The sequence below is a fragment of the Marinomonas profundi genome (assembly GCF_020694005.1).
GTDB classification, from domain to species: Bacteria; Pseudomonadota; Gammaproteobacteria; order Pseudomonadales; family Marinomonadaceae; genus Marinomonas; species Marinomonas profundi.
In genome coordinates this window covers 3321066-3335370 of record NZ_CP073013.1, presented here as the reverse complement: position 1 = coordinate 3335370, position 14305 = coordinate 3321066, and the positions used below count along the sequence as shown (strand labels likewise).

General features: G+C 45.4%; 13 protein-coding genes. 8 read left to right on the top strand and 5 right to left on the bottom strand.

The features are described from left to right. Positions 1–341: 341 nt before the first annotated feature. The 3 genes from J8N69_RS15535 to J8N69_RS15525 form a co-directional block, all read right to left on the bottom strand. A complete protein-coding gene (locus tag J8N69_RS15535) occupies positions 342–1859 on the bottom strand; it encodes a fumarate hydratase (protein ID WP_168827473.1) in 1518 nt (505 codons plus the stop codon). Positions 1860–2022: 163 nt separating this feature from the next. Next, positions 2023–3759: a DUF2786 domain-containing protein gene (locus J8N69_RS15530; protein WP_168827475.1), complete on the bottom strand. Its 1737-nt coding sequence runs from the start codon at positions 3757–3759 to the stop codon at positions 2023–2025. Between the two features lie 77 nt (positions 3760–3836). After that, positions 3837–4280: an HIT domain-containing protein gene (locus J8N69_RS15525; RefSeq protein ID WP_168827477.1), complete on the bottom strand. Its 444-nt coding sequence runs from the start codon at positions 4278–4280 to the stop codon at positions 3837–3839. A gap of 85 nt (positions 4281–4365) precedes the next feature. On the opposite strand from J8N69_RS15525, the gene J8N69_RS15520 reads away from it, so the two are divergent. From J8N69_RS15520 to wrbA, 4 genes are all read left to right on the top strand, one after another. Next, a complete protein-coding gene (locus J8N69_RS15520; RefSeq protein ID WP_168827479.1) occupies positions 4366–5235 on the top strand; it encodes an SMP-30/gluconolactonase/LRE family protein in 870 nt (289 codons plus the stop codon). Between the two features lie 56 nt (positions 5236–5291). Next, positions 5292–7016: a proline--tRNA ligase gene (locus tag J8N69_RS15515; protein ID WP_168827480.1), complete on the top strand. Its 1725-nt coding sequence runs from the start codon at positions 5292–5294 to the stop codon at positions 7014–7016. Between the two features lie 80 nt (positions 7017–7096). Then, a complete protein-coding gene (gene arsC / locus J8N69_RS15510) occupies positions 7097–7441 on the top strand; it encodes an arsenate reductase (glutaredoxin) (protein WP_168827482.1) in 345 nt (114 codons plus the stop codon). Between the two features lie 13 nt (positions 7442–7454). Next, the gene (gene wrbA, locus J8N69_RS15505; protein ID WP_168827484.1) at positions 7455–8057 is read left to right on the top strand and encodes an NAD(P)H:quinone oxidoreductase; all 603 of its coding nucleotides are present in this window, start codon (positions 7455–7457) and stop codon (positions 8055–8057) included. A 138-nt stretch (positions 8058–8195) separates the two neighbouring features. Here the strand turns inward: wrbA and cysB are convergent, their stop codons facing one another. Continuing rightward, positions 8196–9170: an HTH-type transcriptional regulator CysB gene (gene cysB / locus J8N69_RS15500; RefSeq protein WP_168827493.1), complete on the bottom strand. Its 975-nt coding sequence runs from the start codon at positions 9168–9170 to the stop codon at positions 8196–8198. A 108-nt stretch (positions 9171–9278) separates the two neighbouring features. Here cysB and J8N69_RS15495 point away from each other — a divergent pair, with 108 nt between their 5' ends. Both J8N69_RS15495 and J8N69_RS15490 read left to right on the top strand, forming a co-directional pair. Then, positions 9279–10040, top strand: coding sequence for a sulfite exporter TauE/SafE family protein (locus J8N69_RS15495; RefSeq protein WP_168827495.1), 762 nt, complete (start codon positions 9279–9281; stop codon positions 10038–10040). Between the two features lie 96 nt (positions 10041–10136). After that, positions 10137–11213, top strand: a complete 1077-nt coding sequence (locus J8N69_RS15490; protein ID WP_168827497.1) for a 3-deoxy-7-phosphoheptulonate synthase — start codon at positions 10137–10139, stop codon at positions 11211–11213. Between the two features lie 102 nt (positions 11214–11315). Here J8N69_RS15490 and nfuA read toward each other — a convergent pair whose 3' ends face one another. Beyond that, a complete protein-coding gene (gene nfuA, locus J8N69_RS15485; RefSeq protein ID WP_168827499.1) occupies positions 11316–11897 on the bottom strand; it encodes a Fe-S biogenesis protein NfuA in 582 nt (193 codons plus the stop codon). Positions 11898–12146: 249 nt separating this feature from the next. Here nfuA and J8N69_RS15480 point away from each other — a divergent pair, with 249 nt between their 5' ends. Next, entirely contained in the window at positions 12147–13808 is a 1662-nt protein-coding gene (locus J8N69_RS15480; protein ID WP_168827501.1) for a nitrite/sulfite reductase, read from the top strand. Then, positions 13792–14268, top strand: coding sequence for a DUF934 domain-containing protein (locus J8N69_RS15475; protein WP_168827503.1), 477 nt, complete (start codon positions 13792–13794; stop codon positions 14266–14268). The genes J8N69_RS15480 and J8N69_RS15475 overlap by 17 nt, the downstream gene beginning before the upstream one ends. The last annotated feature ends 37 nt before the right edge of the window (positions 14269–14305 follow it).

Here is a 14305-nt window from a genome sequence, read left to right as displayed (position 1 = left end):
AATCTATTACACTAACTATAACTTAATCGACTCACTGCTTCGAAAAACAACAAGCCAACATAAAGCGAATTACTGTATAAACACTCGTAAGACTTCAATTTTTTTGATCAACTACATCTCGGTAAAACCGGTCTGCGATGATCTTCTGAAGCCTCCAGCGAGCGCCCACACAAATTATCTGATTATCTATTTTAAAGAGCGTTACCACACATGCTGTGTGGCTGAGGTCGTGTATAATACAGACTATTTTTTTGTGTGCAACTGTTTTTAAGCAAAAAAATCACTGCACCTTTAAAATGCAGTGATTTTTTAATCACTCAATGTAAAACAATCAAAGGCGATTACTTTATCTCAAGCGCTTGCGCTTCAATTCTAGCCTTCCATTCAGCAGGCCCGGTAATGTGCACAGAGGTACCGGCTGTATCAACCGCAACCGTTACAGGCATATCGACAACATCAAATTCATAGATAGCCTCCATCCCCAATTCAGGGAAAGCAACGACATCCGCTTTTTTGATTGCCTTAGAAACCAAATAAGCCGCACCACCCACCGCCATAAGATAAACAGCACCGAATTCTTTGATAGCTTCAATGGCAACAGGGCCGCGTTCAGATTTACCAATCATGCCAAGCAAGCCGGTTTTATCAAGAATCGTTCTTGTAAACTTGTCCATTCGAGTTGCGGTAGTTGGGCCAGCAGGCCCCACCGCTTCATCTCTAACTGGGTCAACAGGACCTACGTAGTAAATAAAACGCCCTTTAAGATCCACAGGGAGTTCTTCACCATTAGCGATCATCTCAACCATTTTCTTATGAGCAGCATCACGCCCTGTCAACATTTTACCATTCAACAAAACAGTTTCGCCCGGTTGCCACTCTTTTACCTGCTCTGGCGTAATGGTATTCAAATCCACTCGACGAACACTCTCGCCCACCTCCCAAGTAACTTTAGGCCAATCATCTAACGAAGGCGGAACTAAATCTGCAGGACCGGAACCATCAAGTACAAAGTGCGCATGACGAGTCGCGGCACAGTTGGGAATCATCGCAACAGGTAACGAAGCGGCATGCGTTGGGTAATCCATGATTTTCACATCAAGAACCGTGGTTAAGCCACCCAAACCTTGAGCACCAATACCTAAATTGTTCACTGCATCAAAAATAGCCAAACGAAGCTCTTCAACACGCGTTTGTGGGCCACGAGCTTTCAATTCATGAATATCGATTGGCTCCATCAAGGATTCTTTCGCCATCACCATGGCTTTCTCGGCTGTACCACCGATACCGATACCAAGCATTCCCGGCGGACACCAGCCTGCACCCATGGTTGGCACAGTCTTTTTAACCCATTCAACGATGTCATCGGAAGGATTAAGCATAGCCAATTTGGATTTATTTTCAGAGCCACCGCCTTTAGCCGCAACATGAACCTCAACCGTATCACCCGGCACAACTTCCATATGAATTACGGCAGGCGTGTTGTCTTTGGTGTTTTTGCGAGCACCAGCAGGATCAGCAAGAATAGAAGCACGCAATACGTTATCTGGATGGAGATAAGCACGACGCACACCTTCGTTAATCATATCCGTAACACTTCTCGTGCTTTCCCACTGTACATTCATGCCTATCTTAACAAAGACAGTAACAATCCCCGTGTCCTGACAAATTGGACGCTTACCTTCAGCACACATACGAGAATTAATAAGAATCTGCGCCATCGAGTCTTTCGCAGCTTTACTTTCTTCTCGTTCGTAGGCTTCATGCACGGCTTTTACGAAATCCAGAGGGTGGTAATAAGAGATAAACTGCAAGGCGTCTGCCACGCTATCAATCAGATCATCTTCTTTAATAATGCTCATGCTTCTCTCCTGCTGAGTATTACGATTAAATCGAAAACGAAATGGTAAAAGATGCAGGCACGCAAAGAAAGCGTTAAGGTGTGTTTTAGAGAAATATACCCCTCATCAATGAAATGAATGAGGGGTATATCGGGGAAAAATTCTCAGTCTGCGCTAAAGCGGCTCAGCGATTCACTTTTTGCTCTCTATCAGACTTTGGCTTCTGCACGGAATGCTGAATATATTCTTCTAAAATTTGAGCCGTGAACTTTTCACGCTCCGGCAAGGAGGTAATTCGCTCCGCCTCCCAATTGATCAAGCGAATAAAAACCGAATATTTTTTTATAAATCCGTAACCAATATCTTGCACACCAATATCATTTGAATCCATTAAATAAATAACTTGTTCAAGATTTTTCTGCGTTTCAAATTGCCCGCCTTCACTGGCCGCAATCAATAAACGCTGTATATGCTGAATTGGATTTTCCGATGTACGAGGCTCTTTTTTAGCCAGACTTGAAATTAAAAATTTATCCAACATCTCTTCTGTGTGCAACTCTCTTTCATGCACATCCGCAATCAGAGCGGATTCACGCTCTAGCAAACGAATAAACAAACTCTTGTTTTTAATATCAGAAAATTCTAAGTCTTTAAGCGAAAGACCATTAACCTGCATGATATCGATCACTTTTTCATAAGAAGCTGCAGACTCCTCACCAACAGAAACCGCCAACACCAGATGCCTGCGCAAGTCATGCATAATTTTAGCAGCCCGATAATCCTCTTTACGTTGTAAATGCTGCTGATAAGACTCTTTGTTTTTTTCCAAAGCATGGCTTACCGTATCGTATTTTTGCACGGCCTCTTGCTCTTCTCTTAAGCGAGCCATGCGAATTTTAGTACAACTCGCTTCCCAAGCCTCATAAGATCGCGCCCGCGCCTGAAACGCCCTTTCGATGGCTTCTTCAAAGCTTTGCTCAATTCGAGCCCGCTCAGCACGCTCTTGAACCTCTTCCCGCTCATGCTTATGACGACAACTTTTCTTAGCCTGTAATGTTTCTTGCGCCAATAAAAGCTGAGCGTCTAATGCCTCAATATCTGTTTGAACCTTCGCCTCATCAAAATCTGCAAGTTTCTCATAGACTTTTGACCAATAGGCATCCTCAGAAAACGGCACAGCCGGATCACTCGTCGCATATTGTGTTCTCAACGTTTCAGTAAATCCTGCTCGCTCTGGCCGGAAGGCTTTAGCCGCATTAATAACATTGTCAGTGGATGTGTAACTGGTTGCTCCACTTTTATCTTTATCCATTGCTTGGATTTGTTCTCCCCTCCCATAGCTTAAAGGCGAACCTTTATCACACAGAGCAGCAGACATCTCATCGGCATCGTCCAATACATTTTTTGACACCACAACCTCTTCATCAGCATAGGCACGGTTTAATTTAGAACAAGAACTGGGCTTTTCATTTAGCCCCGTGGCACCAACACCCTCAGCTTTATCGTTACGAACAAAGCCCGCGTCACTATTTGCTGAAGTTGCCCCATCCGGTGATACATCAACTTCCTGAAAGCCTGTAAAATCCATATCATCAAGAATGGTGCGAGCGGATTCATACGCTCGACTTGGGTCGCTCTCTTTTTCACTAAAACGGCGCTGGTAGACAGAACCCTCAGACGACGACTTAACCACCGACTCTTTAACATATCGAGGAGCCGCCGCCCCCCAACTAACACGATAGAGCATTGAGCGATCGCACAATTGCAAAATAGGCAGCTCTCTTTGAGCCACTTGATACTGCCTAATCAAGGATTCAGCATGACGCAAAGCCACAACAGACTCACTAGAATTGTTAGAAGTCGCCAAATTTAGCAACTTAACAACTTTCTGTATGGCTTTTTTCCTTTTGCTTATGCTCATAAAACACACGCCTCAAATTAGCTTAATTTCACTCAATACAAACTGCAGATAAAAACATCTATTAATAATTCGTCTTTCTAGTAATAGAGCTCTGCCCCATCGCTCGGTAGCGTTAAGTCATCATTTAATAATGCCTGAATCTTCTGCAAAATTTCAGCCAAGTTTTCTTTTGTATAAGGTACCGCCGCCAGTTTCCCCCAAACAGGGCTTGGCCAGCACAAATCTGTTTTATAGCGAACAATATGATGAACATGCAATTGCGGTACTTGATTTCCAATAGCGGCAACATTTAGCTTAGTAGCGGAAAAAGCGTCATGCAGCGTTTCCGCCAATAGGCAACTTTCTGCCATCAACTGCTGTCGATCTTCATCGACCAATTGATAAATTTCAGCCACATCATTACGTTGCGGCACCAGTATGAACCAAGGAAATTGCGCGTCATTTATAAGACGAAGCTGGCACAAAGAAAAGTGCCCAACAAGAATAGAATCACGACCTAACACAGGATTTAACTCAAACATCTTTACCTCTCCCTATTTACAAAAAAGCCTTTCATAAGCACTATAGCACCCTATTTTTAAAAACTCTCAGAGACTTGGAGCCCGCATGACTGATATGCAGTGTGCCGTGAATGCACAAGCAACATTAGCCGAATGTCCTCGTTGGGACGAACGAACTCAAACGCTCTATTTTGTCGACATAGACTCTTTCATATTATATGCCTACGACACAAAATCAAACGACCTAACCCGTCGAGAATTTGACGAAGAAATCGGCTGTTTCTCTCTAGACGAACATGGCGGCTTTATTGCAGCATTTCGCTCTGGAGTGTACACGTTTGATGGCTTCACTGCCGACTTAAAGCCTTATTGGCTTGCGACCTATGATCAAAAAACCACACGTTTTAACGACGGCCGCTGTGACGCAAAAGGTCGCTTCCTAGCGGGCACCATGTACTCGCCGAAAGATGCTTTTAATGGTGCCCTACATCAATTCAGCCAAGGCCAAGAAACACTTATTGACCAAGCAGCCTGGACCTCAAATGGCTTAGCATTTTCGCCCGATAATAAGATCATGTATTATTCCGATACCCCAAACCATGTGGTATATCAGTTTGACTACAACTTAGAAACGGGCATGGCGACCAATAAGCGCGTCTTCATTGAGTTTCCTCGTGGCAACGGGCGCCCTGACGGTGCCGCAGTAGATAGTGAAGGCAATTACTGGTCCGCACTCTACCAAGGTCAGCGCGTCGTCAAAATCAGCCCTCAAGGTAAGATTTTAGAAGAGCATCCCGTTCCAGCAACCTACCCGACCATGGTCGCTTTTGGTGGGCCAGAAATGAAAACGCTATTCGTCAGCACGTGCCGTGGCGCGCAAACAGCAGAAGAACTGAAGCAATTCCCACAAGCCGGCGGAATTTTTGCACTTAAAACAAACGTAAGAGGTCAAACTGAACCTCGCTTTGCTGGCTAAAATAACCGTTTAATACAATTTTTTTACAACTTAACCTTCAAGACACAGACACTATTATGCGCGCAAGCAACTATTTATTTTCTACCCTACGTGACGCTCCTACTGACGCCGTTGTCACTAGCCACCAGCTAATGATTCGTGCTGGTATGATTCGTCAAATATCAAAAGGTCTATACACTTGGCTACCAACGGGCCTAAAAGTTTTCCGTAAAGTCGAAAGTATTGTCCGCGACGAAATGGAAAAAGCAGGCTCTCTTGAAGTGATGATGCCGGGCGTTCAACCCGCAGAACTATGGCAAGAAACTGGACGCTGGCAGAAATATGGCCCTGAACTGCTTCGCTTGCAAGATCGCCATGGTCGCGATTATTGCCTTGGTCCAACTCATGAAGAAGTCATCACAGAGCTTGCGCGTAACGAATTGACGAGCTACAAACAGCTTCCAATGAACTTTTTTCAGATTCAAACTAAATTCCGTGATGAAGTTCGCCCTCGCTTTGGCGTCATGCGTTCCCGCGAATTTTGCATGAAAGACGCCTATTCATTTCACGTTGGCGCAGAGTCATTGCAACAAACCTATGACGTCATGCATCAAGCTTACTGCAATGTGTTTGACCGTATCGGCTTGGACTATCGCCCAGTACGCGCGGACACGGGCAGCATTGGTGGCGCCTACTCACACGAATTTCATGTGTTAGCCGATTCTGGCGAAGATGACATTGCATTTAGCGATTCATCTGACTTTGCGGCAAACATCGAGCTAGCCGAAGCGGTTTGCCTAAAAGAAAAAGCCGATGCGCCAACACAAGACATCACAGAAGTATTCACGCCTGACTGCAAAACGATTCAAAAAGTCGCTGAATTTTTGAAGTTAGACGTCACCAGCACAGTAAAAACCATGCTCGTAAAAGCCGTTGATGACAACGGTCAACCAACGATTGCCGCTCTTGTGCTACGTGGCGACCACAACATCAACGACATTAAAGTAGAAAAGCTCGCTGGAATAGTCACGCCTTTTGAGTTCGCAGACGAAGCAGACATCATTACCAAAACAGGCTGCGCTCCAGGCTCTATCGGACCGAAAGGTTTAGTGGAGAAAGGCATTCGCGTTATTGCAGACCGCACCGCGGCAGTCATGTCAGATTTCTGTGCTGGCGCAAACAAAGACGACTACCATTTTACCGGCTTAAACTGGGAACGCGATTGCGCTGAATTTGAAATCGCTGATATTCGTAACGTTGTTGAAGGCGACCCTTCACCAGATGGGCAAGGCACTATCGTCATTAAACGCGGTATCGAAGTCGGTCATATTTTTCAACTTGGTCAACAATACGCAGAAGCCCTAAAAGCGACTGTTCTAGATGAAAACGGCAAAGCGCAAGTGATGCACATGGGCTGTTACGGCATTGGCGTTTCTCGTATCGTTGCAGCGGCTATCGAACAAAATTTCGATGAAAAAGGCATTTTATGGCCAGAAAGCATCGCGCCGTTCGATATTGCCATTGTGGCAATGAACTATGACAAATCCGCAGCCGTACGCGACGAATGTGATCGCCTATACGTAGAACTCAAAGCGAAAGGCTTAGATGTTCTTTTGGACGATCGCAAAGAACGCCCTGGCGTTAAATTTGCCGATTGCGAACTCCTAGGTATTCCGCATCGTTTAGTAGTGGGCGACAAAGGTTTAGAGAAAGGCACTTTAGAATATAAATATCGTAAAGCCGGCGAAAACGAAGACATCGCTATTGCTGACGCGATCGATTTTATTTTAAGCAAAAAATAACCTTATTAAGACCTAAGTGACCAGCTCGCGAATTAGCTGGTCACTATTTAAAAGCAAGCACACCATAAATAGGAGCCAGAATGACCACTATTTACCACAACCCCCGCTGCTCAAAATCTCGCCAAACCCTACAACTTTTAGAAGAAAACAACCTTCAGCCAGAAATCAGGCTGTACTTGCAAGACACACCCAGCATAGATGAAATCAAAACCTTGCTCGCTCAATTAGACATTACCCCGCTCGAACTCATGCGCACCAAAGAAGCGGCTTACAAAGAACTTGGCTTAAACAAAGACTCTACAGACGAAGAACGCCTGCAAGCCATGCACAAGACGCCAGCCCTAATAGAGCGACCTATTGTCATACACAATGACAAAGCAAAAATTGGCCGCCCGCCAGAAGACGTTTTGACGCTTTTTAAGTAAATAGGAAAACATAATGACTCCGTCACCCTACGTATTGGTCTTGTTTTACAGCCGCCACGGCTCCGTCTCGGAAATGGCAAAATACATTGCTCGCGGCATCAACAAGACCAATGGCATGGAAGCAAAGGTGCGCCAAGTGCCAGAGGTTTCAGACACGACAAAAGTGGCGTCTCCCGCACTACCCGATGATGGCGCACCGTATTGCACGCTAGAAGAGCTGGCACACTGCGCAGGCCTTGCCATCGGCTCACCATCGTATTTTGGCAGCATGGCCGCCCCGCTGAAGCATTTCATTGATCAAACCTCGACACTGTGGTTAACCGGACAACTGATTGACAAACCCGCTTGCGGCTTCACCAGCGCAAGCACCCTGCATGGCGGACAAGAGCAATGCATTCATAGCATGATGACGCCCTTACTGCATCACGGTATGATTTGGCTTGGCCTGCCTTACAAAAACAAAGAATTGATTAGCACAACGGCAGGTGGAACGCCTTATGGCGCCAGCCACCTAGCAAACAGCACCCATGAAACGACATTGACCAATGACGAAAAAGCACTCTGCGAAGCACAAGGCAAACGCATTGCAGAAATGGCGATAAAACTACAAAAATAAGTTTTTTGTCTTTATCGCATCACATTTTTACATCGCACTTTCAACATCATATAAAAAGCCGCAACCTATAAATAGATGCGGCTTTTTTGTGACATAGCAATAATCACTAATGCCTAGCGATTATGGTCGCAATGGCGATCAGTGCCTAGGAAGCTCAATACCTTTAAACAACAGTTCCACATCTTGTCTATTGCCCGCCTCCATGGCAGCCATCACAACATCTTTTGTTAGATGAGGCGCGAAAGACTCAATAAATTTGTACATATACCCACGAATAAAGGTATTACTACGAATCCCTATTTTGGTACAACTATCTGCAAATAGATGCGATGCATCTAGAGCAACCAAATCCACATCTTGCAACTCATCGTGCGCCATTGAGGCAACGATACCGACACCAAGCCCTAAACGAACATAGGTTTTGATCACATCAGAATCTGCCGCGGTAAACACCACATTAGGCTTCAGCTCGGCTTCTTGAAATGCCTGATCAAGCTGTGATCGGCCCGTAAACCCAAAGACATAAGTAACGATAGGATATTCAGCCAACGCCTGCAACGTCAGCTTATTCACTTTTGCCAGCGGGTGATCTTTGGGCACAACCACCGAACGGTTCCACGTATAACAAGGCAACATAACCAAATTACCAAACAGTTCCAGCGCCTCTGTCGCAATGGCAAAATCCACCACCCCATCGTTCGCCATTTCGGCAATCTGCATTGGCGTTCCTTGATGCATGTGTAAAGTAACGTCTGGATACCCTTCGATAAACTGATTAATCACCTTAGGCAAAGCATATCGCGCTTGAGTGTGAGTCGTAGCAATGTCCAGAGAGCCTTTGCGCTCATCGCTAAACTCTTTCGCCACGCGTTTGATGTTTTGCGTCTGACTCAGCACTTCACCCGCCAAAGCAATGATTTTTTCACCCGCAGGCGTCACGTGCGTCAAATGTTTGCCACTTCTCGCAAATACCTCAACGCCCAACTCGTCTTCCAAAAGACGAATCTGCTTACTAACGCCAGGCTGTGACGTGTACAAGCTTTGCGCCGTCGCCGAAACATTCAAGTCATGACGCGCCACTTCCCATATATACCTAAGCTGCTGTAACTTCATCGTCTGCCTTATTCGAAAAAGAGTTAAAAACATAATAAAATATTACTTTATAGAATAGTAAAAAACCTCTAATGTTGCCAGCTTAATTCACTTCACTATGGTTTTCTAATGGATTTTCTTTGGTACATTTTTGCGGGTGCTGCGGTTGGACTGGCTGTCGGCATCACTGGTGTCGGTGGTGGCTCACTCATGACGCCCTTGCTATTAATGTTTGGCTTCCCGCCGCACATCGCCATCGGCACAGACCTTATGTACGCTGGTCTAGCAAAAAGTACAGGCGTCGTGATGCACGCTAAACGCGGCAATGTAAACTGGAAAATCGTTTTCGCTATGGCGGCCGGCAGCATTCCCGCTTCACTTATTACTGTATGGGCACTCTCAAGATTTGAAAAACCCGACCACTACCAAGAAGTTTTAACCAGCACATTAGGCATCATGCTTGTGCTCACTGCCGTCGTCATAGTGTTCAGAGCCAAACTAACCCATGTGCTGAACGTCAACATATCCGTCGATCAAAGTACCAAAATCATCTTTGTCTGCGGATTCATCTTAGGCGTGCTCGTCACACTGACCTCTGTGGGCGCGGGTGCATTAGGAACCGCCATCATGATGATACTATTTCCCGTCATGCGGGCTAAAAATATAGTAGGGACTGATTTAGCGCACGCCGTACCGCTGACCTTAGTCGCAGGCACAGGGCATCTTTTTTTAGGCAATGTTGACTACACATTGCTCGCGGCCCTTTTAATCGGCTCTATCCCGACCATTTATATCGGTACCCGTATTGCCAGCCATGTTCCCAACCATGTCTTACAACCCGTTCTCGCCACCGCCCTTTTCTCTTTTGGCGTAAAATATCTTTTCTTTTAAAAAAACAAAAAATGATCACTAAGCGGTTCATTCAAAGGGAAAAACACGATATTGTTAAACGCTATAACTAAAAGCAAAAAAGCAGGAAACCCCGCAATGAGTAACAAACGTCTTGAAGACTTAAATATTGCCTCTTTTACCTCCTTGGTAACACCGAGCCAATTAAAACAAGCACTGCCTGTCAGTGAAAGCGTGAGCAGCCATGTCGCGACATCCCGCGACATTATAAAAAACATTATGGACGGTAAAGACCACCGTCTGGCTATCGTCATTGGGCCATGCTCCATTCATGACCCACAAGCGGCATTAGATTATGCCGTACGCTTAAAAGCCCTTGCTGAAAAACTGGACGACACGCTCTACGTTATTATGCGTGCTTACTTTGAAAAGCCACGCACAACGGTCGGCTGGAAAGGTCTAATTAATGACCCTAACCTAGATGGTACTTTTGATATAGACAAAGGTATTCGCATTGGTCGCAAGCTACTGATCGATTTAGCCGAACTCGGCCTCCCTCTTGCCACCGAGGCCTTAGACCCTATTTCACCTCAGTATATTCAAGACCTTATCAGCTGGTCAGCTATCGGCGCCCGCACAACAGAATCACAAACCCACCGTGAAATGGCATCCGGCTTATCAGGCCCTGTAGGCTTTAAAAACGGCACCGATGGCGGCCTAACCGTTGCCGTTAACGCGATGCAGTCGGTTTCTCATCCGCACTCTTTTTTAGGCATCAATGAAAGCGGCGAAGTCAGCATCGTAAACACCAAAGGCAACGCCTACGGTCACCTTGTTCTACGTGGCGGCAACGGCCTACCCAATTATGATGCGCAAAACATCGCATTAAGTGAACAAGCCTTAACGGCAGGCAACTTAAAGCACAACATCATGGTTGACTGCTCTCACGAGAACTCAAACAAAAAACCTGAGCGCCAAGTCACGGTTGCAGAAGACTCAACGCAACAAATTCTGGCGGGTAACCTATCCATTATGGGATTGATGATCGAGAGCAACATCGGCTGGGGCAACCAAAAAGTACCGGCCAACCTGAGCGACTTAGCATATGGCGTTTCTATTACAGACGCTTGCATTGACTGGGAAACAACAGAAAAAACACTCACCGATATGGCAAATGCCTTACGTGACGTCCTGCCAAAACGTCAACGCGGATAAGATTGATTAGCTAGCGTTTTATCGCATTAATCCATCAAAACAAAAAAAAGGGAGTCGCCATACAGCCACTCCCTTTTTATTGGATACCCATGTAAGGTCAACTTACATAAACGCGTTGTCCGTCACCGTATGATCGGTCGAGTCTTTCACCGCAGTAAGCCCTGGAACCTTCTCAATCAAGGTTTTTTCAACCCCTTCTTTAAGGGTTAGATCCACTGCGCTACAGCCTTGGCAACCGCCACCAAATTTCAACACCGCAATTTGGCCATCAATCACTTCAAGCAAACTCACTTCGCCACCATGAGCCGCCAAACCTGGGTTGATGTCAGAATAAAGCACGTAATTAATTTGATCTTCAATTGGGCTGTCTGCCGTGACTTTCGGCATTTTGGCATTAGGCGCTTTAATCGTTAATTGACCACCCATTTTTTCCGTCGCGTAATCAACATAGGCTTCGTCTAAAAAATTCACCGACATTTTTTCAATATACACTTTCAGTTTTGGCAAATTCAAGATTTCATCTGTCTCATTCACTTCGTCTGGACGGCAATAAGCAAGACAAGTTTCAGCATAAGGCGTACCCGGTTGCTGAATAAAAATGCGTACCGCAATCCCTTCTACCCCTTGTTTTTCTAGCAAGGAAGAAAGATATTCTTGGGCACCATCGGTAATTGTAATATTCATAATAACCCTTTCAAAATCTACTAACGATCAATGAAAGCTATATTACAGGAGATCAGGAACAAAGCCAAAGACCAAGTAAAAAAGTAGGGTATTTTTCCTTTTTCTGTTTAGCCACTGTCTCGACCAAGAGATTCCGAATAAGCCTTATTAGGAAAACCCCTAAAGATATAGATAAATATTCATTTTTAGAATAAAGGATATTTGCTACCATAGCTTAACTAACATTTATCAACCACGGTTCATTTCACTATGTATCAATACGACGTCATTGACCAACAGCTTGTTGAAGAGCGTGTAGCACAATTCCGCGACCAAACACGCCGCTATTTAAATCAAGAATTGAGCGAGCAAGAGTTTCTACCATTGCGCCTGCAAAACGGCCTTTATGTACAGCGCTACGCCCCTATGTTGCGTATTGCTATTCCATACGGCATGCTATCGAGCGCTCAATTACGCAAACTAGCGGATATTAGCTGTCGCTATGATAGATCTTACGGGCACTTTAGTACTCGTCAGAACCTACAATTGAACTGGCCAAAAATCGAAGACGTGCCAGACATTCTGGCCGAGCTGGCTGAAGTACAAATGCACGCAGTACAAACCAGCGGCAACTGTATTCGTAACACCACAACAGACCAATACGCCGGTGTTATTTCAGACGAAATCGTTGACCCACGCCCTTACTGTGAATTGATTCGTCAGTGGTCAACCTTCCACCCTGAGTTCGCCTTTTTACCGCGCAAATTCAAGATTGCGGTAAACGCCACAGAATCCGCAGATCGTGCCGCAACACAAGTGCATGATATTGGCTTGCACATAAAGAAAAACGCCGCCGGTGAAATCGGTTTTAAAGTCATCGTTGGTGGTGGTCTAGGCCGTACCCCAATGGTGGGGGTTACCATCAGCGAATTCATTCCGCGAGCGGACTTATTGACGTATCTAGACGCCATCATTCGCGTTTATAACCAACAAGGACGTCGCGACAACAAATACAAAGCTCGCATTAAAATATTGGTTAAAGCACTTGGCATTGAAGAGTTCCGCAATCGTGTAGAGGCTGAGTGGACACATCTTCGCGGTAAAGAAAGCACCGTTCCTATGAGTGAATTCGACCGTCTTGCTAGCTTCTTCTCTGAACCAGCCTACGAAACACTAACCGATCAACCAAGCAGCCTGACAAGCAAACTGACCGACAGCGCTGGCTTTGCTCGCTGGTATGAGCGCAACACTTTCACACATAAAAAAGCCGGCTACCGTATCGTCACTCTAACCCTTAAAAAAGCAGGGCAAGCACCTGGCGATGCGACAGCAGAACAAATGCAAAAAGCCGCCGATCTTGCCGATAAGTTCAGCTTCGGTGAATTGCGCGTCAGTCACGAACAAAACTTAGTGTTAGCAGATGTTCGTCAAGAACAACTTGTTGAACTATGGGATGCCGCAAAAGAAGCAGGCTTTGCCACCCCTACCCTTGGCTTACTAACAGACATGATTTGCTGCCCAGGTGGCGACTTCTGTGCGTTGGCAAACGCAAAATCCATCCCCATTGCGGCACAAATCCAAGACACTTTTAGCGACCTTGATTATCTTTACGACCTTGGCAACATTGACTTAAACATCTCAGGCTGCATGAACGCCTGTGGTCATCACCATGTTGGCAATATTGGCATTCTAGGTGTGGACAAAAAAGGCGAAGAGTTCTACCAAATCTCAATCGGCGGCGCTTCTGGCCATGACGCCAGCATTGGTAAAATTCTTGGACCTTCATTTGCTCAAGAAGAAATCAGCAACGTTATTCAAAAGCTAATGAATGTTTACGTTGAAAAACGTTCTGAAGAAGAACGCTTTATCGACACCTATCGCCGCGTTGGCATCACCCCATTCAAAGAGGCCGCTTATGCCAAAGCTAATTAAAAACGGTGAAATCATTGAAAACACCTACCAATGGTTACAAGACGCTGAACAAGAGGTCTCGCCAAATAGCATAGTGGCGGCACAAAAATGGCTGTCAGAAAAGGACACTATTGGCAATATCGCAGGTATTTGGCTAGAAGCAGGGGATGGCATTGAGTTTCTAGAAGACATTGATGTTAATCAATTTGACATTATCGGCGTTCATTTTCCGGCATTCACCGACGGAAGAGGCTTTAGTTATGCTCGCCTATTGCGTGAAAGACTTGGCTACAAAGGTGAGATAAGAGCACTTGGACATTTTATCCCTGACCAATTAGGCTACCTTTTGCGAGTTGGGTTTAATAGCTTTCAGTTCAGTGACACAGTCGATCTTGAAAAAGCACTTCTCTTACACAAGCCCTTTTCAATCACCTACCAAGGCGATGTTGCCGACCCAAGACCGCTATTCTTGCGCCGCTAGACAAAACATTTTCAATAAAATCACGATAAAAGGCCAT